Source organism: Anaerobacillus alkalidiazotrophicus (assembly GCF_001866055.1).
This window is the reverse complement of the sequence record NZ_MLQS01000001.1, coordinates 1,293,797-1,317,463: the sequence shown is the minus strand read 5'-3', so window position 1 is coordinate 1,317,463 and position 23,667 is coordinate 1,293,797. Positions and strand designations below refer to the sequence as shown.

The window sequence follows — 23,667 nt, the reverse complement described above, 5'->3', positions numbered from 1 at the left end:
AGAATTTCTAAGCTTGGGAACCTAAATTTATTATTTGTTTAAGATATCAATCGACTCACTAAGTTGTTCTACAGCACTATCTAAAATGCTTTGGACGTCGCGATCTGTATTCCAAATGCTTATAAATGCATCACCCATTGGTCCCCATACAATTTGCATTTCAGGAATATTTGGCATAGGTTGTGCATATTGTGCTTGTTCTAAGAAACCGGCTAAAACTGGATTATCTAAAATTACCTCACTTTCAAGAAGATCTAAGTGTGGTGGTAATTCACCTGTCATTTCAAAACGTTTCTCAAGCATTTCTTCACTCGTTGCAAATTTTGCATAAAGCGCAGCAGCATCAGGGTAATTAGTGTATGCGCTCACATAATAACCTTTGATACCTGAAAAACTTGTTGGACGTTCACCATTGCTTAGTAATGGTAATGGTGCAACACCAAAGTTAACCTCTGCTTCAGTATGTGGTCTAATATCCCAAGGACCAGAAATTCGGAACATCACTTGATTTTCGTTGAAAAGCGTTCCAATAACGTCACCAGTTACATCTTCTGAATTCAGTGGTAAACTCGCTTCTCTAATTTCACGCATAAATTCACCTGCTCGAATTGCACCTTCGTTGTTTAATCCAGTTACGGAAGGATCGGTGTTATCGTCGCCAAAAATAAAGCCTCCATATCCACCTAAAAATGCATGAACGAAGTAATAGTTACCAGGTTCAAACATAATCCCGTAATGGTCAGTTCTTACGTTTGTAAATTCTTTTGATATTTTTAGTAATTCTTCAAATGTTTCTGGAACTTCATCAACAAGATCTTTATTGTAATAAAGGGCATATGTTTCAATCGCATATGGATAGCCGAAGATTGTATCATTTACTGATGTCCCAAGGACAGCTGCATCCATGAATTTTTCTTCATAATACTCTGGAAAGAAGTTTTCTATAATTAGACCTGCAGAATCCATGTTTCCTGCATGGTCATGTGCACCTGCAAATACATCCGCTCCAAGACCCGCCGGTCCATCTGTTTGCAGTATACCCGGTGCATCAGTATGACCTACTTCTGCTACCGTTACAGGGACACCATATTCTTCTGTGAATTTTTCAGCAACATATTCTGCCCACTCGCGATGAGTATCACCATTGTCCCATATGAGTAATTCTGCACCTTCTTCAGGAATGATTTCAAATTCAACATCTTGAGTTTCTCCACTCTTCTCTTCAGCGACAGTAGTATTCACTGGCGGAGCACTTTGTGGTGGTGCTGAACAAGCTGCAAGAATACCAACGGATAACGTGGCAGTTGCTAACACATTAAAAATATTTTTGATTTTCATTTCATTAATCCCTCCCAATTTAATGTACTTACAAGATCATTACTGCTAATGCAAACGATTTTGTCATCCTTCTTAAAGTATCAGTACTTGGTGGTATGTAGCACTTCCAACAAAAAATAACTTTAAAGCTGAACTTCAATCAGTTGGGGTCTTACTGCCCCTTAAGAGTGGGATAAATTTAAATAAACTTTTATTTTTTTCATTTTTTAGTTCCCCCTTATTTATTTGGTACAACCTTATTATCTATCGGAAAGCGCTTTTAGGAAACCGCTTTCATTACGAGCAAAGTGTAGTATATTATGATAAAATAAAACGTTTTTTCGATTTAATTAGCAATGGTGGTTTTTATTAATCTTTGTACCGGAACATATTACACCTTTTGCGTTAGGACAAAACAAAAAAGCAGCCTAGGCTGCTTCATAAATTGACTTTAAATAACTCATTTTAATCATCTTAATAACTCCCTTTGAAACGCTAGTCTTTGTGTGGCATTACCTTTAATAATAATGTCTACACCTGTATCTATATTTCTTTCTACTATCTCACCACTTAGCACTTTCTTTGCCATTTCAACACTTATATATCCCATATCATACGGATTTTGTGCAACTGTTCCTGATAACATTCCTCCTTCAATTAACTCTATCATTTTATTAATACCGTCTGCTCCAATAACAGGCATGTTTATATTAAATTCCTCTATTGCTTCATACACACCTAATGCCTTAATGTCTGTATCAGCAAATACACCTTTTATGTTAGGGTGTTCTTCCAATATTTCTTCCATTACTTCTTTAACGTGCCCTGAATAATTCGGTAAATCTACTGCTTTTGTAACTATGTTAACGCCTACTGCTTCTAAACTGATCTTTGCCCCTTTTATTCGATCACCTGAAATAGGGTGGTTTATATCGCCTGAAATTAATGCGACTTCATTTCCAGGTTGAAGTTGTGATGCTAGTAACATTCCCCCTATTCTCCCTAACTCAATGTTATTTGTACCAATATAGGCTGTTTTATTTTCCCAAGGATCATCAGTATCTAGTAACATTACGGGAATATTATTTTCATAGAACTTATCTAATATAGAAACACTTTCTGAATTTAGGGGAGAAACAATTAATAGATCTGGCTTTTCATTAAGAATACTTTTCAACAACTCTTTCTGGTTTTCTACATCTTCGTATCTTGGTGCAACAACTTTTCCCTTTATACCAAAATCACGAAAACCTTTTTCTGCTCCTGCTTTTACTATATTCCAATACTCTGTATCTAAATCTTTTAATACAACTACTACCCTTGTTTTTTCGTCAACAAATTGATTAAACACAATAATAGTTACGATAGTAAAAATAAAAATTAGAAATAAAATTCTACTTCTCAACACCTAAACCTCACAGTTTTAATTTATTAAAATAATCAATGACAACCGTCATCTACTTTCTATTTCTATAGAACACTTTCATTATCTTTCGTAAACCGCATTACTAAAACCTTTTCTATTACGAAATAGGTGTCTTAAAAATCTAAACTTCAATTAGTAGGGGTTACCTTCATCCCCCGCCAACTTTTTCGATTTTCTTAAGTTTTGAGGTGGGGGTCTTACTGCCACTTAAGAGTGGGAGTAATGAATTTTATAAATCCTAACAACGTACAATGAATGAATTTTTGTATTTTTCTAAAGGTTGTACAATCTTGTAAACTCATTTTGCTTCACACCTTTTACCCAATATTTATTAATCTACAAATGGGTAAATAAAGTTAAGAAAAGCGCAAGCGCCCTTGCTCATCTACGTAATAAGATGGACTGAGTCGAGTGAGATATAGGAGAGTCGAAAGTGGTTAGACTTTCGTTCTCGACTTATCGTAGACGAGACGAAGGAAGCTTTCTAGTCGATAGGGCGCTGAAGCTAGACAGTTTCCGAGTTAGAAACTTATAAATTCTGATACTATAAGAAAAATAAAATCCTTCCTTTCATCTAACATTAGGGAAGGAAGGAAGGATTTTAAAAATTAATAGTTTATAAATTTCCGCAACTAATACTCATTATATCCAACGAGTAACGTAATTGTTAAAACCTACTACGTACTACACGATGACGCAAAACCTTAATTATTTAAGCAATAACTTCTCCTAAATTTTCTTTGATTACATCCTCAATTCCAGCTAGTGCCTCTCCTTCGTCGTGGCCTTCAGCAGTAATCGTTACTTCAAAACCTTTTCCTACACCTAAAGACATGACACCCATGATTGATTTTAGATTAACTGATCTCTCTTTAAATGTTAATGTAACTTCTGAATTAAAGTGACTGGCCTTATTCACTAATAGAGTTGCCGGTCTAGCATGAATTCCTGTATCGGCAGTAATTAAAAACCTTTTTTGAACCATTGATCTTTACACCTCACATTTTATTCTGTTCAATATACTAATTTTATCTCTATCATATAAGTTAACGATCCAATAAAACATACAATATCTAATTAAATCATATACTATTTTGCTAATAATATGAAAAAACTGAAAAAAGCAGCCTAGGCTGCTTTTTTAAAATAGATATTATCTTAATAACTCCCTTTGAAACGCTAATCTTTGTGTGGCATTTCCTTTAATAATAATGTCTACACCTGTATCTATGTTTCTTTCGACAGTCTCACCACTTAGCACTTTCATTGCAACTTCAACACTTATATATCCCATATCATACGGGTTTTGTGCTACTGTTCCTGATAAATGCCCTTCTTCTATTAACTCAATCATTTCATTTATACCGTCTGCTCCGATAACTGGTATATTTAGATTATGTTCCCCTAATGCCTCAATGACACCTAAAGCTTTTATATCAGTATCTGCAAATACGCCTTTAATTTGAGGGTAGTCAAGAAGGATTTTATCCATAACGTCCTTTACATGTTTAGATTCATTTGGTAAATCAAATATTTTTTTGCAATTTTAATACCTGCTGCTTTTAAACTATGTTTCGCTCCTTTTATCCGATCCCCTGAAATAGGATGGTCTATATCACCTGCTATTAAAACCACTTCATTTCCAGGTTGGAGTTGTGATGCTAATAGCTTTCCACCCATTCTCCCTAACTGAATGTTATTTGTACCAATATAAGCTGTTTTATTTTCCCAATCATCATCAGTATCTAATAGCAATACAGGAATATTATTTGCGTTAAACTTTTCTAATGTGGGAATAATCTCAGAATTAAGAGGAGAAACAATTAATAGATCTGGTTTTTCGTTTAGAATACTTTTCAGTAAATCCTTTTGACTATCTACATCCTCGTAACTAGGTGCAACAACTTTTCCTTCTATACCAAAATCACGAAAACCTTTTTCTGCTCCCGCTTTCACTAATTCCCAATACTGTGTCTCTAAATCTTTTACGACAACCACTGCCGTTGTTTTTTCGGCACCAAATGGATTTAAGATAATACCAATTAAAATAATAAAAAAAGTAAAAATTGTAATTAGAAATTTTGATTTTTTTTTCAACATTCAAACCTCGCCATTTCACTTTAAATTATATTCACTACCTATTATCTACTTAAAATGTTATTAATGAACCAATTACATTACAAAATGTGTGTGTTTTATTAAGAATTGTAACGATTTATTTTACTCGAGTCTTTAATAAATGTTCAGTTCAAAAGAATAATTAAAACCTCTCAGAAAGAGAGGTTTTAATTTGTAATATCACGAAACCATCGGTGCTTGTATTTTGTTTCTTTTTAATCATAGGAGCTTGTTAGTTATAGGTGTCCTAAAATAATCAAGAAATATGCTCTAAAAAATTACTTACCTAAATATACTGCTTCCCCAGTCTTAGCTGATTCGTAAATAGCCTCTAAAATCTCAGTAACGACTAATGCTTCTTCGGGTTTAACTACTGGTTCCGTATCATTTATTATTGCTTCTATCCATAATCTAGCTTCTTTGTCTGCATCACTTTCCTTTGTTCCATCGTAGAAAGCAACACCATCAGCATTTAACTCTACTTTTTCAGTAAATAAATGACTATATTTTTCACCATTGAGACGTAAGCCATCTTTCATATCGGCACCGCCTTTTGTACCACAAAGGGTACATTTTGCTTCATCTATTTCTAAGGAATTAAGAGCCCAACTAGATTCAAGAACAATGGTGGCGCCATTCTCCATTTTAATAAATCCAAAAGCAGAATCTTCTACTTTAAATTTCTTTGGATCCCATGAACCCCATGCATTAGCGGCATTTTCTTTTTCTCCTAACTTATGAAACGTAGAACCCATCACTACTTTTGGTTTATAATTGTTCATCATCCATAGCGTTAAATCTAATGCGTGTGTACCAATATCAATAAGTGGTCCACCACCTTGTTTTTCTTCATCTAAGAATACTCCCCAAGTTGGTACAGCACGGCGGCGGATTGCATGTGCTTTTGCATAATAAACTTCGCCAAGGTCTCCGCTTGAGGTTACTTTATGCAGATATTGGCTGTCTGGACGGAAACGATTTTGGTAGCCGATTGTAAGTTTTTTTCCCGTACGTTTTGCTGCCTCTATCATTTTGCGGGCTTCTTCTGCTGTTTTGGCCATCGGCTTTTCACACATCACATGCTTCCCAGCCTCTAAAGACGCAATAGAAATTTCACAGTGAGAGCTGTTGGGTGTACATACATGAATGACGTCAATTGCTTTATCCTTCAATAACTCCTGATAATCTTCATATACTTTAGCATCTTCTGTACCATATTTAATAGCCGCTTCTTCTGCTCGCTGCAGTTCTTTGTCACAGAAAGCTACCATTTCTACTGTTTCTAGTTTTGCCAAACTAGGCATGTGCTTGCCCTTAGCAATTCCACCACAACCGATAATAGCTACTTTTAATTTCTTGGCCATAACACTCCACTCCTTTGAACAAGTTATTCTTAGCATTTAGTAAAACAATCGCATAGTGAATATTCTTTAAATAATGCTTCAATCCAAATACATCATATGCGATATAGCTCATGCGACTTAGTTCCAAATGAAAAAGTCAACACAAAATTTTGTTTGGTAAATTCCTTTAATACAAAACAGCTTTCTGTTCTTTTGCAGATTCATACGCACATTCGATTAGACGGGTTAAAGAAATCGCTTTATCTATGTCAAAGTCAGGTAGGTTCTGCATACCATCTGTTGACACTAGTTTCACAAATTGCGCACACGGTATCTCATCATCGGACGGGAGTAGCTCTTGACGTACTGGGACTAAGTTTTCGTGACCAGGTACATTTTTCGATTGCAAAAATACCCTTAAGTTTGATTGATCAACACCAGAAATAATTAAAATACCCTCTGTACCAATAATCTCCAACATATTATCAATTCGGTACCCAACAAAGGATGTGTGAGCTGTTCCGATAGCTCCATCCTCAAATTCGATAACGGCAGTAGAATTTTCATCACTTCCAGTACCATACAACTCATTCATGAAACAAGTTACTTTTTTTGGTGTTCCACAAAAGTGTGGTAGGAGATACAATCCGTGGCAACCTAAATCTAATGTAACTCCACCACCAGTTTGAGTAGGATCAAACCAGTAAGCTGGTAACATGTTTTTATCTAGTGCCGCTTGATGGACACGTCTAAAGTAAGCGGATGTTATTCGCCCGAGCTTACCTTCGTTAACCAATTGTTTTGCATAACGATATACACCTATCGTCTTCGCTTCTAATGACACCACAAATTTCACTTGATTTTCTTCAATCGCTTTTTTTATCTCCAAACAGTCGTTTACTGAAAGCGCTAACACTTTATCCGAAAAAATATGTTTTTTGGCGTTAGCAGCTTTTATTATCACTTCTTTATGCTTTGTTGTAGCACATTCTACTAAAACTGCATCTATCTCATTGTCACTGAGTACTTTGTCCAAATCTTCTTCAAAGGGAACTCCAAATTCTTTGGCAAACGCCACTCCCCTTGCTTGATCATCATCCCAAACAACTTTTAACTCTGCATTTCCGGTTTTTAATGCTTCTTTTACAAAATCTTTTGTATGTACATGCCATGTGCCAATTAATGCGAGATTAACCATTTTTCCCTCCCCGTTTTAATGGAATGTTTCTTATTACTTTATTCAAAGCACAAGATTGAATTTTAACTCGTATAATTTAGATAATTAGTTGAAAGGATTCAGCCTTACAATAAATTATTTCCTGACAAATCGTTTTATTTAAATTAAATTTACTATATGACTACATCATATGTAATATTTCTATAGGTAAAAATAGACAATATCATTAATACCTATACTATTTTGCTAATAATATGAAAAAACTTAAAAAAGCAGCCTAGGCTGCTTTTTTAAAATAGATATTATCTTAATAACTCTCTTTGAAACGCTAATCTTTGTGTGGCATTTCCTTTAATAATAATGTCTACACCTGTATCTATGTTTCTTTCGACAGTCTCACCACTTAGCACTTTCATTGCAACTTCAACACTTATATATCCCATATCATACGGGTTTTGTGCTACTGTTCCTGATAACATTCCTTCTTCTATTAACTCAATCATTTCATTAATACCGTCTGCTCCAATAACAGGTATATTTAGATTATGTTCCCCTAATGCCTCAATGACACCTAATGCCTTAATATCCGTATCAGCAAATACGCCTTTAATTTGAGGGTAATCAAGAAGGATTTTTTCCATTACGTCTTTAACATCCTTAGAGTCATTTGGTAAATTAGATGTTTCTGTTGCAATTTTGATTCCTGCTGCTTTTAAACTATGTTTCGCTCCTATTACCCGATCGCCTGAAATAGAATGGGTAAAATCACCTGATATCAAAGCTACTTCATTTCCAGGTTGCAATTGTGAAGCCAACAACATTCCACCCATTCTTCCTAACTCAATGTTATTAGTGCCTATAAAGGCTGTTTTATTTCCCCACGCATCATCGGTATCTAATAACAATACTGGAATATTATTCATATTAAACTTTTCTAATGCAGGAACAACCTCAGAGTTAAGAGGAGAGACAATTAATAAATCTGGCTTTTCATTAAGAACACCTTTCAACAACTCTTTCTGACTTTCTACATCTTCGAATCTTGGTGCAACAACTTTTCCCTTTATACCAAAATCACGAAAACCTTTTTCTGCTCCAGCTTTCACTAATTCCCAATACTGTGTCTCTAAGTCTTTTACAACAACAACTGCTGTTGGCTTGTTATTTACAAGTGGGTAAAACTTCACTCCTATTAAAATAGCAAAAAAAGTTAAAATAAGAATTAATAATTTAGATTTATTTCCCAATATTCATACCTCGCTGTTACTACTTTTTTTAATAGTTTTCTATTAATTATTCATTGAATATTGCCTCTTCTAGTACTTCATGCTTTATAGAATAATTATTTGAGAGTATTCTTATGTTATACAAAAACATCTTGCTCATGATTGTAACTCACAATGACGGTATATTTCAACAAGAATATCTATATTTTTACATATTTTGTTTTAAAGTATTTCTTTAAGATATGAACATTTATTACATAAAAACTGTGTAATTCTATATTTGACATAAAGTTTTACTTTTTTTATAAAGCTGAACTTCAATCAGTGGGGGTTTTCCTTCATCCCCCACTGATTGTTAGTTCAACTTATCGGACCTTTAGGGGCAGTTTATCCCCCACCTAAACTTCTCGATTTTCTTAAGTTTTGAGGTGGGGGTCTTACTGCCCCTTAAGAGTGGGATAAAAAACTTGTCGCCACAAAATTGTCGAATATCATAAAAGAAGAATTTCCTATAGATATAAACAAAAAAGCAGCCACCGCTGCTTTTTTGTTTATATCTCTATTCTAGTAATTTCCGCTGGAAGTTTAGTCTTTGCGTAGCGTTTCCTTTAATGATAATATCAACACCTGTATCGATGTATTCTTCTAAACTTTCCCCGTCTAGTACTCTTTTAGCACTTTCAATACTAATGTAGCCCATGTCATACGGGTTTTGTGCAACTGTCCCTGGTATAATTCCAGCTTCTATTAATTCAATCATTTCATTAATTCCATCTGCGCCTACAATCGGCATCCTTAGATTATTTTTTTTTATTGCTTCAAAAACACCTAATGCCTTAATATCAGTTTCGGTAAATACTCCTTTAATATTAGGATGTTTCTGTAACAATTCTTCCATTATTTCTATAGTTACCGCTGTTTCGTTCGGTAAACCTACTATTTCTGTCGCAATTTTTATTCCCACAGCTTCTAAACTAAGTTTTGCTCCTTGTATCCGGTCTTCAGAAATATTGTGTATATCACTTGCTATTAAGGCAACTTCATTACCTGGCTGAAGTTTTGACGCTAAAACCATACCTCCCATTTTCCCTAACTGAAAATTATTCGTTCCAATATAAGCTGTTTTATTTTCCCAAGGATAATCTGTATCTAATAATAATACTGGGATATTTTTCTCATTAAACTTTTCTAATATTGGGATAATGTCGTATGTAATAGGAGAAACGACTAATACGTCTGGGTTTTTATTAAGAACGCGATTTACTATTTTTTTTTGTTCCTCTATTTCGGTTTCTGACTTAGGAGCAATAATTTTACCTTCCACTCCAAAATCACGAAAGCCCCTCTCAACTCCCGCTTTTACTATTTGCCAATATTGTGTTTCAGAACTTTTTAAGACAACAACTACCTTTGGCTTTTGAACTGTATTTACTTTAAATAAAACACCCATAAAAATAGAAAAAAAAGTAAAAGCAATCGTTAGAATAATTAATTTATTTCTCAACATTCAAACCTCACCATTTCAATATATTAGCAGTCTATTACATTCAATGATTTTATCATAAGACTAATGCATAAATAATTTGTACATTAATCAATTGTCTACTAAATTCAATTTCAAATATATACTTACGTACGAATGAAAGTATAAATATCTATGGTTCCTTAATGTTAAGACATGGTTGTAAAAAACATCTTGCTTATTATTGTAACTTACAATGTTACTACACATCAATGAAAAACCCATATTTTTACATTTTTATCTGACATCTGTTTTCTATCATCGACATGTGACAACTCCACAGCTCCTAACGCCCCAAAGTAGCGAGAGGTGACTTTCGTTAGTGTTGACTGGTTAATATTACTAGTTTTTCACATTCTTATTTTAATAATTTTTGCTGAAAGTTTAATCTTTCCGTAGCGTTCCCTTTAATAATTATATCAACACCAGTATCGATATTCTGTTCTAAGCTCTCACCATCTATTACTTTTTTAGCGCTTTCAATACTTTTGTAGCCCATATCAAAGGGATTTTGTGCAACTGAACCTGCTATAATTCCTTCTTCTATTAATTCAATCATTTCATTAATTCCGTCTACACCTACAACAGGAAGCTTGAGGTCATATTCACCAATAGCCTCTAAGGCACCTAATGCCCTAATGTCCGTATCAGCAAAAACACCTTTAATATTAGGATAGTTCAGTAAGATAGTTTCCATTACTTGTTTAACAAGTTCAGATTCATTAGGTAAATCTACCTCTTTCGTTGCGACAATAATTCCTGCTGCTTCTAAACTAGCTTTTGCTCCTTTGATACGTTCTCCCGCAATTGAATGATTAATATCACCAGAAATTAGAGCCACTTCATTTCCAGGCTGAAGTTTTGACGCTAAAACCATACCTCCCATTTTCCCTAACTGAAAATTATTCGTTCCAATATAGGCTGTTTTGTTTTCAAAAGGATAATCTGTATCAAGTAGTAATACCGGAATATTTTTCTCAACATACTTTTCTAATACTGGGATAATGTCAGAGTCAATAGGAGATACAACCAATAAATCCGGATTTTCGTTAAGAACACGATATAATAACATTTCTTGTGCATCTATTTCTGTTTCAGATATTGGTGCAACAACTTTCCCTTCCACCCCAAAATCATGAAAGCCTTTTTCCACTCCCGCTTTCACTATCTCCCAATATTGTGTTTCTAAACCTTTTAAAACAACAACAACCTTTGGCTTTTGGGCTAGGTATTTATTATTAACAACACCAATCATAATACTAATAAAAGTAAAAGCAATCGTTAGAATAATAAGTTTATTTCTCAACATTCAAACCTCACCTTATTGAATTTTTTAGACTCATAAGTTTAACTGCAAATCACTGAAAGAACTATTACTCTAAACACGAATTATTATTTCTATCCATATTTAACATATTTTTAAGCTTTTTAATTACTACCTAAAATCACCATAAAAAATATCATTCAATATTTTCGCCACTAAGAATTTATATCTAGTCATGTTAAAAAGTTTGAAACAGTTATGATTTATGTGGCTCTGTTTTGGTAATTATTAAATACACCCTAATATAATTAATATATAGGAAAATTAACTAAAAAGATAGACAATGGACAAAATATGTCCATTGTCTATCTTGATTTTGCTAGTATTGTTTAAAGTTTTCATTATTTTTACTTTTCAGTTCAAAATTTTTAAACCTTAAACCGATAGGGTGTAAAGCCTTAAGTTGTTGCTAATTTTGTTTAACTGAGCAAAGGACTTATTACTCGTACAAGAATAAATTTATCAAAAGAGTGCCCATAAATTTACGGGCACTCTTTTGATAAATCTTAATTTATTTTACCCAAGCAGCTCCAATAATTACTAGAAGGATAAATAGCACTACAATCAGTGCAAATCCTCTACCAGCACCATACGTAGGAGCGTATCCGTAGCCGTAACCACATGGATCATAACAACCGTACATAAAATCCCACCCTTTCATAAAATAACTTTCCTTTCACTTTTACCTTATGCAGATACGGGTATAAATGTCTGGACGTTTGCATATGTTTTTTATTTTTTATAAGTTTATTTGTGAGTTATTAGTACTTACTCTTTGGCTTTTTTTATTCGAAACAGAGGAATAAATTCAAGCATATGTCTAAAATTTAGGATACTCCAACTTCACCATTTCCATTAACTAAAGCTCCACCACTATTTCCAGGGTTTATAGCTGCATCTGTTTGAATAACCGATAATGTCCATTGACCGTTGTTTGTCATGATCGGTATATTTATTTCTTTCTGTCGCACTAATAATTCCTTGGGTAACCGTATGAGAAAACTCTAACCCTAGTGGATTGCCAATCGCAATAACAGATTCACCGACTCGTAATTGTTCTGAATTACCGAAAGAAGCCACATGAGTTATATCCGTGTCATCGATCTGTAACACGGCTAAATTTGTTAATGGATCATCGCCAATAACATCAGCTGTCACTCTATTCGTATTCTTCAATACATCTTCGACTTGTTGCGCTCCTTCAATCACATGTGAATTCGTTACAATATACGCTTTTCCATTTTCTTTTTGAAAGATGACACCTGATCCTGTACCTACTTCAACATTTTGATTATTCCTTGAAAAGAAGTCCCTTCCTTGTTGGACATTTTATTTCTAGTGTCGAATTTAGGATAATTAGAGTTTTTCTGGGTGGGAAAATGTGAGTAAAGAACCCTATTATTGAGGCTTCAATATTAGATTAGCCTGATCAAAGGGAACGCTAGCTACATTACGTTCCCTATTCTGTTAGGATAACAAGCTAATGGGACATTATCGGCTCCTATGCTACCTTCACTCTCAGTTTCAAAGACTAACTGGAACATTAAAAAAATATTTGTTAGAAATCAATGATAATTATTTCAAAAAAGTGTAACGAAAATTGAATCAACTCGTCTAATTGAGTAAATCGAAGAAGTAAAGCAAAACCGTATAGATAAAACACTCTTTGTTAAGAACGATTATTTTTATTATTTCAGAAACAACACCATTAAAGTGGTGAAAATCACTTAATAAACACTGATTAATTTAGGAGGACAAAACTATGAAAAAGAAAATGAAGATATTAGAATCGATATGGTTTAAAGGATTGTTGATTGGGAGTTGTCTTACACTCATAACAACAAGTGGCGTGTTCGCAAATTCTGATGAACCAAAAACAAGAGAACTTATTGAAATTAATGAGGATGTTAGTACAGTCCGGGAACTTCCACAAGACTACAACGGATATAAAAGCGAAGAATTAATGAATAAGCATCGAGAAATCGATCATCTCTTATTTGGAGAAAAAAGTGGGGATTTCAGCGATATTGGGTTTAAGGTAACAAATACAGGACCTCACGAGGGTAAAATTGAAATTGGCATTATCCCTTTTAAAGAGTCCTATGCCAAACACCTATATGAAATATTCGGCACTGATGATATCCAAGTAGTTGAAGGAATTGAAGCAGTAACACTCGATTTACCAGTATCCACAATGGACGAACCTGTTTCAAACACAGATCACATCGACGCACCAACACCAGAGGAAAGAGCAGAACTTTCTACAAGAAATACAATGGAACTAACAGAAGAAGCAGCAGATATAGTTGCTGATGCCGCTTCGCTTACTTTAAGTGACACAAGTAATTCAAACACTTCTCAATTAACGATTTTTGCTATTATCGTAGCGTCTATTGTGTTGCTAGGTGGAGGGATCTCTTTTAGAAAGTTTTCTACCAAAGCTAAAAGATAAAAATTAAAGAACAGCCTTTTTAAAGTAGAAACAACTATCTTAAAAAGGCTGTTTTTCTTGTTTTAATGCTATTGCTATAACAACCCAACCATTTGAAGACCATGGGAAATTCCATTATCATCAACAGATCTAGTTACATATTTTGCAACTGATTTTACCTTTTCATGTGCATTTCCCATTGCTACACTATTTTTTACCGTTGAGAGCATTTCCATATCATTTAATCCGTCTCCAAAAGCATATTGATTTTCTGGTGCAAATCCTAGCTTCTCCACTATCTTTTCAATACCTTTGGCTTTTGACCCACCTTTTGGAAGTATATCTACAGAAACAGGGTGCCATCTAACAAAATCGAAGTCTAGAAATTCTTGTTCATATTGTTTCTCTTCCCCTTCCGGACAGAAAAGAAGTGTTTGATATAAGTCTCGCCCTATATAATAATGAGGATCATGAGTTGGAAAGTGGTTAATTTTTAACGTATCGATGCTTTCTTTTATATAATCATGTTCTGGGACATTTGCTTTCATATCTTCATGGTCCATAAAAACAACAGGGTGATTGTTTCCAAGAGCCATTTCGGTTAAATTTTCTAGAGGTGGTATCCTTAAAGGATTTGTATATAAGACTTCTCCATTTAATACACAATACTGACCGTTATAACTTACATACGTATTTATGTCTAATTCTTTACGTAAGTTCTCAAACATAAATGGGGCTCTCCCTGTTGCTATTGCTACCTTATGGTCATATTCCTTTAATGTAAATATTGCTTCTTTTGTTTTCCTTGGTAATTCTTTTTCATGAGTGAGTAACGTTCCGTCAATATCAAAAAAAATAACGCTTCGATCTTTCATATTTGTTCCAACTTTCTATATTTATTCATAAATCAACTTCATGGTTAGTGTTTCGTTTCTATAAAAGTAACATACACCAAAGAAAAATTGGTTTTTGTCGTTAAAGAAGGTACGAAAATTATTCATCCCTTAATCATTTAATCCACAGCCATTATTCCTATAATCGTTAGGTTTCCTTTTGAACAAAAAATTTACGTCGCATTCCCCTTCAGAATCTCTGATTTAGTCCGGGTTAGGCGCAAATTTTTGTTCAAAATCAGTTGAGTTGGCTGATGTAGATGAGGATAAATTATATCCTATGACTTCTGGATAGTTAAGTAATTCCTCCGCCATTTCTATAAGGATCGGTTGCCTTTGGATACGTCCACGATCTCCACCTAGACCTCCATCTTCTCTTGCCTGCTCCATCCATAAGCCCTAGGTTGGCCTAGATAGAATGTGAACAACGTAGTTCATAATCATAATATTCATTAACTAGTACCGTCCACCAAAAGTAAAAAGTCGAAAAACATACCAAATTCGATATGCTTTTCGACTTTTTTATATTCGTTGGATCATAAACTCAAATACCATCTCGTCATTTGATTTAATCAGATATTCTTCATGTACTGGAGCTCCCCAACTATCATCTCCACCAACTCCCATTTGTTTACCTGCTACAGTTACAACAGTGTAATGGACATTCGGTAATTCATAATGATGAGTTGCATTCTCCAATTCAAACGCAGTATATGGTGAAAAATTACATTCTAACGGTTCATTCACAGAGGAAATTTCCATACCCTTTCCACCTGAATTGGATAGGCTCACTCTACGTACCCCAGTACGGTTGCCGGACTCTTGCGGCATTACATACTTAGATACATTTTCCTTCACCGTATTTTTGAACGTACCTAACCTTGCTCCCATAGAACGATCAGAATAATTTTCTTCTGGTCCAAACGCATACCAATCCAATTGATCATAATCTGCTGGTACTTTAAAAGATAAAGCAAAGATTGGCATCTGCGGGAGATGACTTGTAGTGCCATTATAGCATTGTTTAACTTTTATCCTACCATCCGGGAAAACCGAATATTGAGTCTTAACCTCAATTTCATGATTAATAGAAAACTTATACGTAAAGGAAACAGTTACAAAGTCATTTTCCTCGAGCACATCTACTTTCACACACTTCCTGGCAAGGCTCGCTGTGTACCAACATCCCGATTGAAATCCTTGAGAATAGCCTCGATCATTATCCGTAGTGGCTCTCCAGAACAACGGTGCAGGTGGAACAGACATCATTTCGTTCCCACCATAATTTATTGAAATTAAGCTACCCACTTGTTTTGAAAACAAGATGCTAAAATCAGAGCCGTGAACACCAATATTTACATCACCATGTACTATTTTCATATTACCATTTCGAGGGTCGAAATTTGAAGAGTTACTGTCGCCACTCTTAGTAAACACATATTGTCCGAATGCTACTTCATGTCCCGATCTAGCCCATGTCGTTTCCTCTTTTAGCTTAAATACCACATGGATACAGTATTCTCCGGGTTCACTTATCAACTCAACAGGATAATCAAACTGAACTTCTTTCCCACTTTGTGGAGCCACAATTTCTTCAAGTTTACTCCGGTATAGCTCCTTACCATCTAAATACAAAATATACTCTAATTCATAATCATTCGTATCAATAAAAAGATTATCATTCGTTATTGTTACACTCTTTTGACCAACGTCTAATTTAAGATTTTGATACAAGAATTTTACTTCCTGCATTTTCGGTGACAACTCACGATTCGCGTACACAATTCCGTTGGTACAGAAGTGATAATCTGTCGGACGATCTCCATAATCTCCACCATAAGCAAAAAACTCTTGACCGTAGCGATCTTTTTTAACGAGTGATTGATCAATGTAGTCCCAAATAAATCCACCTTGATACATCGGATACGTCTTCTCAAGGTCTGTATATTTGTACATTCCACCGACAGAATTACCCATTGCATGCATATATTCACAGCTAATATACGGCTTCTCTGGATCATTATTTAAGTATTCCTCGATATCGTTTGGTTTCGCGTACATCCTACTCTCCATATCACTTGTATCGTTGTAATCACGAGCATGGAATACACCTTCATAGTGGACAAGACGACTCGGATCAGCTGATTTAAAATATTTACTTACATTCAAAATAACTTCTCCTGCATAAGATTCATTCCCACAAGACCAGATCAAAATAGATGGATGATTTTTATCTCGTTCTAGCATAGAAATAGCCCTATCCATGACTATATCTTGCCACTCAGGTTTATTACCTGGCACATTCCAAGACGGTTCGACAGCACCCATTTTTTGCCACGATCCATGACTTTCCAAGTTCATTTCATCAATAACATAAATACCATATTCATCGCACAACTCGTACCAATACGTTTGGTTTGGATAGTGAGATGTGCGAACGGCATTGATATTATTTTGTTTTAACGCCTTAATATCCCAAAGCATATCTTCCTTCGTAACAGACCGACCTGTACGACAATTAAATTCATGACGGTTTACACCTTTAAATACGATACGCTCACCGTTTAAGTACATAACCTTATCTTTCAACTCAAATCTACGGAAACCAACCTTTTGTGGGATGACCTCTACTAAACTTCCAGATTGGTTATGTACTTGAATATAGAGTGTATACAAATACGGTTTTTCCGCACTCCATAGCTCTGGTTTATTTACAGGAATTGAAAGTGTCCATTTTTCATCATCTAATCGCTTTGCCTCACCACTAACTACCACCTGCCCCGTTTTATCATATAACTCAGCCGTCACCTTAGAACCGTCAGGCACAGGGGCAAGAAAGGTAAGGTCAGCCTCAATTGTCCCATTTTCATAGGAAGAGCTTAGTTCTGTTCGAACATGTAAATCATAAACATGAATTTCCGGAACAGTATACAAATAAACATCTCTGAAGATCCCTGAAAATCTCCAAAAATCCTGGTCTTCTATCCAACTTCCGGTACATCGTTGGTAGACTTCAACAGCAAGCTTATTTTCACCATCGACGAGATACGGCGTTAATTCAAACTCAGCTGGGGTAAAGCTGTCTTCACTATAGCCAACAAATTCTCCATTCAACCATACATAAAAGGCTGCTTCTACTCCTTGAAAAGAGATATAAACTGGCTTACCATTTTGCATATTTTCAGGAAGATTGAACAATTTAATATAGCTACCTACTGGATTTTTGTCATTTGGAATTTCTGGTGGGCGAATGTCATGATGACCATCCCACGGGTACATCGTATTTACATATTGTGGTTCATCATATCCTTGCAACTGAATGTGCCCTGGTACACAAATCTCCCCCCATCCAGCACAATGATAATCAAGCTCATAAAACCGCTCAGGTCTGTTTAAAGCATTAACTGCATAATTAAATTTCCAGTATCCATTCAAATCATGCCTTAACGACATTGGTGCGCAACTCTTTGCTTCCTTTAGCGTTTCAAAATAAACATGATCCGAATGAGCAGGGAGACGATTTACAGCAAAAATACTTAAATCTGTTAACCATTGAATACTAGGTTTTGTTAACATTGTTCACAAACACATCCTTTATAAATCTATTTGATTGATCCCATCATTCCAGCAACGAAATGCTTCTGCATAATAAAGAAGATAAAAGCGGTTGGTAGTGTTGCTATAACGATGGCAGTCATAATTACTCCAAAATCAGGTGCATAACTTGATCCTAAATTCGATATAAGTAACGGGATTGTCATTTTATCTGTAGATTGTAAGACGACTAACGGCCATAAATAGTTGTTCCAGCTGGCCATAAACGTAATAATAGCTGCTGCAGCATACGTTGTTTTCATGGTTGGAACGTAAATCCTGAAAAACACTCCTATTTCCGTTAATCCATCTATACGTCCAGCTTCAAGTAACTCCTTAGGAAACATTTTTGTACTTTGGCGGAAAAAAAAGATAAGAAATGCAGTTGTAAGAGTCGGTAAAACAACTGCTGACAATGTATTAATGCCAATAAAAGGAACTACTTGAGAAAATCCAGCAAACATGCGGAACAATGGTACCATTAAAGCTGCAAAAGGGATCATCATTGATAAAAGTAAAATATTAAAGACAACATCCTTTGCCTTACTTCGATAAATTTCAAATCCATAACCCGCTAAAGATGCAATTAGAAGAGAAAGTACCGTCGTCGAAATAGATATTTTTGCAGAATTAATTAGAGACGGTACGAGATTAACAGTCTCTATTAAATTTTGAAAGTTTTCAAAAAGGTGAGTTCCAGGTAATAATCTACCTTTTGTCACATCCACCGATCGATTTGTCGCACTTACTATCATCCATAAAAATGGAAATATCGAGACAATAGCAGCTCCAGTTAGAAAAACATAGATAAATACTCGTTTTAATTTAGACATTTTTATCACCTGCTACTTTAAACTGAATAATAGAAAAGAAGACAATCATAAACACAATAGCGTACGATACAGTAGCCGCGTAACCAAAGTCTGGAGTATATTTAAATGAGATATTATAAATATATTGGGAAATTGTTAAAGTGGCATTTCCCGGTCCACCACCAGTGATATTCATAACCTCATCAAATAACTGAAGAGTACCTATTGTAGACGTTATTGAAGTAAATAATATAATAGGTTTTAGCATAGGAATAGTAATTTTAAAGAACTGTTGAAAAGCATTTGCTCCATCAATTCTTGCAGCTTCATAGATCGAATTATCAATGTTTTGAAGTGCTGATAAATAGAAAATCATATTATACCCTGTCCAACGCCATGTAATGGCAATAATGATCGTAATTTTTGCCCAGAAGGGATCGGTTATCCACTGAATTGGTTGAGAAATGATAGACAAATTTATAAGCATCATATTTATTAATCCGTCAGAACCAAACAAATATTTAAAAACAACGGAATAGGCAACTAATGAGGTAACACATGGTAAAAAGATTGCAGTTCGATAAAAACCTTTAAACTTTAATTTCTTGTCATTTAATAAAACTGAGAACAGTAAAGCTAATATAATCATAACTGGTACTTGAACAAGAAGGTAAATCACTGTATTTCTTACAGATGCATGAAATGTAGGGTCTCCTAATAAGCGCCTATAATTATCTAGTCCAACGTATTGTAAATTCGTTCCTGTTCCCGATTGAAAAGATAATAATAGCGCTTGAGCCATTGGGTAAAAGTAAAACAACCCGATAAGAAATACAGAAAAGCCAATAAATACCCAACCAATAATAGTACTTTTTGTTTTAATACTACTTCTAGGCTTTTTATGTGGTCTGCTGTAGTTTGGTTTTCTTGAAACTATATCTTGATTTACATTAGTCTTGGTTTGAATCACGGGAAGTCACTCCTTACCTTTCTAAAAAAGATAGAGTTTCAGTATCACTCGCTGATGAGAAACTAGACCGTACATAGTCACAAAGAGACAAATTCAACGAAGTTACTGAAACTCAAACCTTTTTACTATACTAACTTTGCAAACATTAACATTTTATTTTTTATCTAATTTGAGCATCAGCTTGTTGTTGAGCGTCTTTAAGAGCACTATCAATGTCTTTTCCATTTAGGTAATCCTGCATTGCTACTACTAATATATCTTCCACAACATAAGTGTGTAATCCATAGTTTACTTGAGGGATCGCTTCAGACCATTTTGAGAAATCAACAAGAATTTGTTGCCCACCAAAAAATTCGTCTTCTACTTGATACGCCTCACCTTCAGAAGCTGGGTTGTACGTCCCCATTGCACCAATTTCTGTAACGAAGTTTTGATACAACTCAACATTTGATCCGAAAGTTTTGGCTAAGAAATCGGTAGCTTCCTCTTTTCCATCAAGATCTAACACATACCAAGAGCTTCCCCCTAAGTTAGACGCGTTAACTGAATTCGCCATTCCAGGAAGTCTAGGTTGTGCAACGACTGCCCAATTTCCAGATTGCGAAGCTTCTGCTTTGACTGAAGGCGTAATCCAATTACCTGTTACTACCGTGGCTACATCTCCGCCATTAAATCCTGCTAAGAATTGACTCCAATCAGAAACTGGTTTCACTAAGTCAGCTTCGATTAATTCTTTATATAAAGCAAATGCTTCTTTCAATGCTTCATTTTCAATTAAATCAGGTGTAGTACCATCTTCTTTCAAATACCATGAACCACTTGATTGAATCATCATGCGAACAAGACCTAGATCGTTCGGATCAAGAGTAAGCATATGCTTTCCTGTAACTTCTTTTACTTTTTTACCGATTTCAATGTATTGATTCCAATCAATATTCGTAACATCATCTATTGTATATCCAGCTTGCTCTAAATAATCAGTTCGTACATACATCCCAGTAACCCCAGTATCAAACGGGAGGCCGTAATTTTCTCCATTTAAACTAGTTGGAGCAATTTTATACTGTGCAAAATCATTAGTATTAAAAGAACCCGTTAGTTTGTGGAATGCATCTGGATAAGCTTGAAGAAAGCTTTGTGCACGGTAATCTTCTATTAAAACGATGTTTGGCAATCCTGATTTTGTTCCAGAGCTTAAACTTGTGTTTAATTTTTGAATAATATCATTTTGAGCGTATTCAATAATTTCAATTTCAAAATCTGGATTTACTGAAGCATAGGCATCTTTCGCCAAATTCATTGCTTTAATGTTAAAATTCGGATCCCAAGCCCAGACTGTAATTTTTTCTGTTTCTGTTTCAGAAGCTGTTTCATTAGAACCAGATGAACAAGCAGCTAACATCATGAAACTTACTAATAACAAACCAATGATTATTTTCCTCATTTTTTCTTCCCCCCGTGTCTTAGTGACTTTTTTGTAAGCGCTTCCTCTTACACTTTTCATATTAGCATTGGTTTAAATGCTACCGTTAGGACGATATCTTCTTAAATTTGTGATATTTTTATTGTTTTATTTTTGCGGTTAGCAAAATTGGAATATTTTTAGATTTCATAAAAATTTTATTCTCATAATTAGAAAAGACAGTAAAAACCCACACCAAAACTAAAAAAACGCAAAGTTTTGATGTGAGATCACTGCCCTATTGATTGATAAAGGAGCCCCCACACTGATTGAATTTAAGTTTTAGCTTTATTTGTTGGAAAAGTAATTCTTACCTTTGTCCCTTCACCAATTTTACTCGTAATCGTTACACCATAGGGTTCACCATAGATTAATTGGATTCGATCATGAACATTTTTTACTCCGATGCCGCTAAAGAGTTGCTGATTACGCTTGGTATCCGGTAACTTGCTTTCTTTTGAAACCTTCATTCCATCGCCATTATCTGTAATTTCACATATTAGTGTTTCACCCTCTTGCCATATAAGAACATTAATATACCCTTCTGCCTTTTGGTTAAAAGCATGAAAAAAAGAGTTTTCAATAAACGGTTGAAGTACTAATTTTGGAATATAATATTCCAAACACTTCGGTTCTACGAAATAGTTCACTTTGATGCGATTTCCGTACCTTTTTTGATTAATAAACACATAGTTTTTCAAGTTATCTAATTCTTGCTCTATCGTTACTGTTTCACTCACGTTACCTATCGTGTTTTGTAATAATGAAATAAGCGAATTAACTGTATTTACAGCATCATCTTTATCCTTTTGCAGGACCATAAATTTAATGGAAGTTAGTGTATTGTACAAAAAATGCGGATTTATTTGCTGCTGAAGTGCCGCAAGCTCTGCTTTTCGTTTTTGCTTTTGAGAAAGAACTAACCGATCGACATACTCATGAACTTCATCAAGCATCGCATTAAATGCAATACCAATTTGTCTCGTTTCATAAGTACCTGTTACAGTAACGTATTGATGAAAATCTTGTTTTGGTGCATTTTCAATTTGTTTTACTAGTTTTGATAATGAATTTGTCATTTTTCTTGAAATAAAAAATACAATAATTAACGCCACAAAAACAATCGACATACTAATAAGGAAAATGGCCTTTTTATCTACAAAATTTCCAATTGCCGTCTTTTTATCAATTAAATTCACCAAGTACATATTAAATGTAGGGAGATACTCAGACAAAAGTATATAATCCTCTCCCATGAAACTTATATTTGTATAAGTTTCCGACTCTCCTGATAACTGTACAGCATAGTCGAGAAGTTTTTCTTCTTGCTCACCAATTAACTCTGCTCGATTACTAGACACAATGATACCTCTTTCATCCAAAACAAGGACATCATTACCAGGACTAGTGAAGTCAGAATAGAACTGTCTAAATTCCGTTTCCTTCATGGAAAAATACATTACCCCATATACATTAGAAGAAGGTCTTTCGATAAAGGCTCGTGATGCTACTATGTGAGTTTGTCCATTATCTAAATGTTGAAAGTAATAATATTTTAGCCACTTAGGTTCATTACGTACATTAATTGTTATTGGATGTTCTTCTAGTTCTTTATCAGAAATAGGCCAATGCATACGGTGGTCTGTTGCATAATGGATCCCATTCATACCCGAAACCATAATCCCAACTTCAAAGGTACCAAAATAGGATTTATTACGCTCCATCTGTGCATTTAAATCATAATAAACAGTCATCAACTCAATATTTGAATACTCTTGAGTGAGTATTCGTTTAAGTGTTCCGTTTTGTAAAAGATTATTTGATGCCATAACAACTGAGTAGTTGAACGATTCAAATTTACCTTTAATCTGGTTTATCACTTTTTGATTTGTTATACTAAAGGTTTCTATAAAGAATTCTTCCGACATCCGTATGTTATTAAAGGTTATGATAATTGTTACACTTATTATACTGATAACAGTAATTAGAAACATGATAATGAACATACTGCTTTGTTTTATACGGTTAATTATTAATCTCATAAAAAACTCA

General features: G+C 34.6%; 21 protein-coding genes. 1 reads left to right on the top strand and 20 read right to left on the bottom strand.

Annotated elements, in window-relative coordinates:
• Positions 1-30 precede the first annotated feature (30 nt).
• The 13 genes from BKP45_RS06410 to BKP45_RS06355 form a co-directional block, all read right to left on the bottom strand.
• Positions 31-1,338, bottom strand: a complete 1,308-nt coding sequence (locus BKP45_RS06410) for a sugar ABC transporter substrate-binding protein (protein WP_071388831.1) — start codon at positions 1,336-1,338, stop codon at positions 31-33.
• Between the two features lie 448 nt (positions 1,339-1,786).
• Complete coding sequence (locus BKP45_RS06405) at positions 1,787-2,722, bottom strand: sugar ABC transporter substrate-binding protein (protein WP_071388830.1); 936 nt, start codon at positions 2,720-2,722, stop codon at positions 1,787-1,789.
• A gap of 733 nt (positions 2,723-3,455) precedes the next feature.
• The gene (locus BKP45_RS06400; RefSeq protein WP_071388829.1) at positions 3,456-3,728 is read right to left on the bottom strand and encodes a phosphocarrier protein HPr; all 273 of its coding nucleotides are present in this window, start codon (positions 3,726-3,728) and stop codon (positions 3,456-3,458) included.
• 168 nt (positions 3,729-3,896) lie between these two features.
• Entirely contained in the window at positions 3,897-4,235 is a 339-nt protein-coding gene (locus BKP45_RS23240) for a sugar ABC transporter substrate-binding protein (RefSeq protein ID WP_071388828.1), read from the bottom strand.
• Between the two features lie 8 nt (positions 4,236-4,243).
• Positions 4,244-4,843: a sugar ABC transporter substrate-binding protein gene (locus tag BKP45_RS06390; RefSeq protein ID WP_071388827.1), complete on the bottom strand. Its 600-nt coding sequence runs from the start codon at positions 4,841-4,843 to the stop codon at positions 4,244-4,246.
• Positions 4,844-5,139: 296 nt separating this feature from the next.
• The gene (locus BKP45_RS06385) at positions 5,140-6,225 is read right to left on the bottom strand and encodes a Gfo/Idh/MocA family protein (RefSeq protein ID WP_071388826.1); all 1,086 of its coding nucleotides are present in this window, start codon (positions 6,223-6,225) and stop codon (positions 5,140-5,142) included.
• A 166-nt stretch (positions 6,226-6,391) separates the two neighbouring features.
• Positions 6,392-7,402 (bottom strand): Gfo/Idh/MocA family protein, encoded by a 1,011-nt coding sequence (locus tag BKP45_RS06380; RefSeq protein WP_071388825.1) that lies wholly within the window; start codon positions 7,400-7,402, stop codon positions 6,392-6,394.
• Between the two features lie 281 nt (positions 7,403-7,683).
• The gene (locus BKP45_RS06375; RefSeq protein WP_169824072.1) at positions 7,684-8,628 is read right to left on the bottom strand and encodes a sugar ABC transporter substrate-binding protein; all 945 of its coding nucleotides are present in this window, start codon (positions 8,626-8,628) and stop codon (positions 7,684-7,686) included.
• A 538-nt stretch (positions 8,629-9,166) separates the two neighbouring features.
• The gene (locus BKP45_RS06370) at positions 9,167-10,114 is read right to left on the bottom strand and encodes a sugar ABC transporter substrate-binding protein (protein ID WP_071388823.1); all 948 of its coding nucleotides are present in this window, start codon (positions 10,112-10,114) and stop codon (positions 9,167-9,169) included.
• Positions 10,115-10,487: 373 nt separating this feature from the next.
• Positions 10,488-11,438 carry a sugar ABC transporter substrate-binding protein gene (locus tag BKP45_RS06365; protein ID WP_071388822.1) on the bottom strand — a complete coding sequence of 317 codons (951 nt, stop codon included), beginning with the start codon at positions 11,436-11,438 and terminating at the stop codon, positions 10,488-10,490.
• Positions 11,439-11,964: 526 nt separating this feature from the next.
• On the bottom strand, positions 11,965-12,096 hold the full coding sequence (locus BKP45_RS06360; RefSeq protein WP_139193746.1) for a YjcZ family sporulation protein: 132 nt from the start codon (positions 12,094-12,096) through the stop codon (positions 11,965-11,967).
• Between the two features lie 184 nt (positions 12,097-12,280).
• Positions 12,281-12,361, bottom strand: a complete 81-nt coding sequence (locus tag BKP45_RS23450) for a trypsin-like serine protease (RefSeq protein ID WP_322788159.1) — start codon at positions 12,359-12,361, stop codon at positions 12,281-12,283.
• Positions 12,327-12,662 (bottom strand): S1C family serine protease, encoded by a 336-nt coding sequence (locus BKP45_RS06355; RefSeq protein WP_071388820.1) that lies wholly within the window; start codon positions 12,660-12,662, stop codon positions 12,327-12,329. Before BKP45_RS06355 ends, BKP45_RS23450 begins: the two co-directional genes overlap by 35 nt.
• A 553-nt stretch (positions 12,663-13,215) precedes the next feature.
• Between BKP45_RS06355 and BKP45_RS06350 the strand changes: the two genes are divergently transcribed.
• Positions 13,216-13,905, top strand: a complete 690-nt coding sequence (locus BKP45_RS06350; protein ID WP_071388819.1) for a hypothetical protein — start codon at positions 13,216-13,218, stop codon at positions 13,903-13,905.
• Positions 13,906-13,979: 74 nt separating this feature from the next.
• On the opposite strand, the gene BKP45_RS06345 is transcribed toward BKP45_RS06350, so the two are convergent.
• The 7 genes from BKP45_RS06345 to BKP45_RS06315 all read right to left on the bottom strand — a co-directional run bounded on the left by BKP45_RS06345 (position 13,980) and on the right by BKP45_RS06315 (position 23,657).
• Positions 13,980-14,759: a Cof-type HAD-IIB family hydrolase gene (locus tag BKP45_RS06345; RefSeq protein WP_071388818.1), complete on the bottom strand. Its 780-nt coding sequence runs from the start codon at positions 14,757-14,759 to the stop codon at positions 13,980-13,982.
• 222 nt (positions 14,760-14,981) lie between these two features.
• Positions 14,982-15,167, bottom strand: a complete 186-nt coding sequence (locus BKP45_RS06340; protein ID WP_071388817.1) for a hypothetical protein — start codon at positions 15,165-15,167, stop codon at positions 14,982-14,984.
• Positions 15,168-15,299: 132 nt separating this feature from the next.
• Complete coding sequence (locus BKP45_RS06335) at positions 15,300-18,353, bottom strand: glycoside hydrolase family 2 TIM barrel-domain containing protein (RefSeq protein ID WP_071388816.1); 3,054 nt, start codon at positions 18,351-18,353, stop codon at positions 15,300-15,302.
• Between the two features lie 26 nt (positions 18,354-18,379).
• Positions 18,380-19,204, bottom strand: coding sequence for a carbohydrate ABC transporter permease (locus tag BKP45_RS06330; RefSeq protein ID WP_071388815.1), 825 nt, complete (start codon positions 19,202-19,204; stop codon positions 18,380-18,382).
• Complete coding sequence (locus BKP45_RS06325) at positions 19,197-20,066, bottom strand: carbohydrate ABC transporter permease (protein WP_071389062.1); 870 nt, start codon at positions 20,064-20,066, stop codon at positions 19,197-19,199. Before BKP45_RS06325 ends, BKP45_RS06330 begins: the two co-directional genes overlap by 8 nt.
• 247 nt (positions 20,067-20,313) lie before the next feature.
• Entirely contained in the window at positions 20,314-21,597 is a 1,284-nt protein-coding gene (locus tag BKP45_RS06320) for an ABC transporter substrate-binding protein (RefSeq protein WP_071388814.1), read from the bottom strand.
• Positions 21,598-21,890: 293 nt separating this feature from the next.
• A complete protein-coding gene (locus BKP45_RS06315; RefSeq protein ID WP_071388813.1) occupies positions 21,891-23,657 on the bottom strand; it encodes a sensor histidine kinase in 1,767 nt (588 codons plus the stop codon).
• Positions 23,658-23,667: the final 10 nt, after the last annotated feature.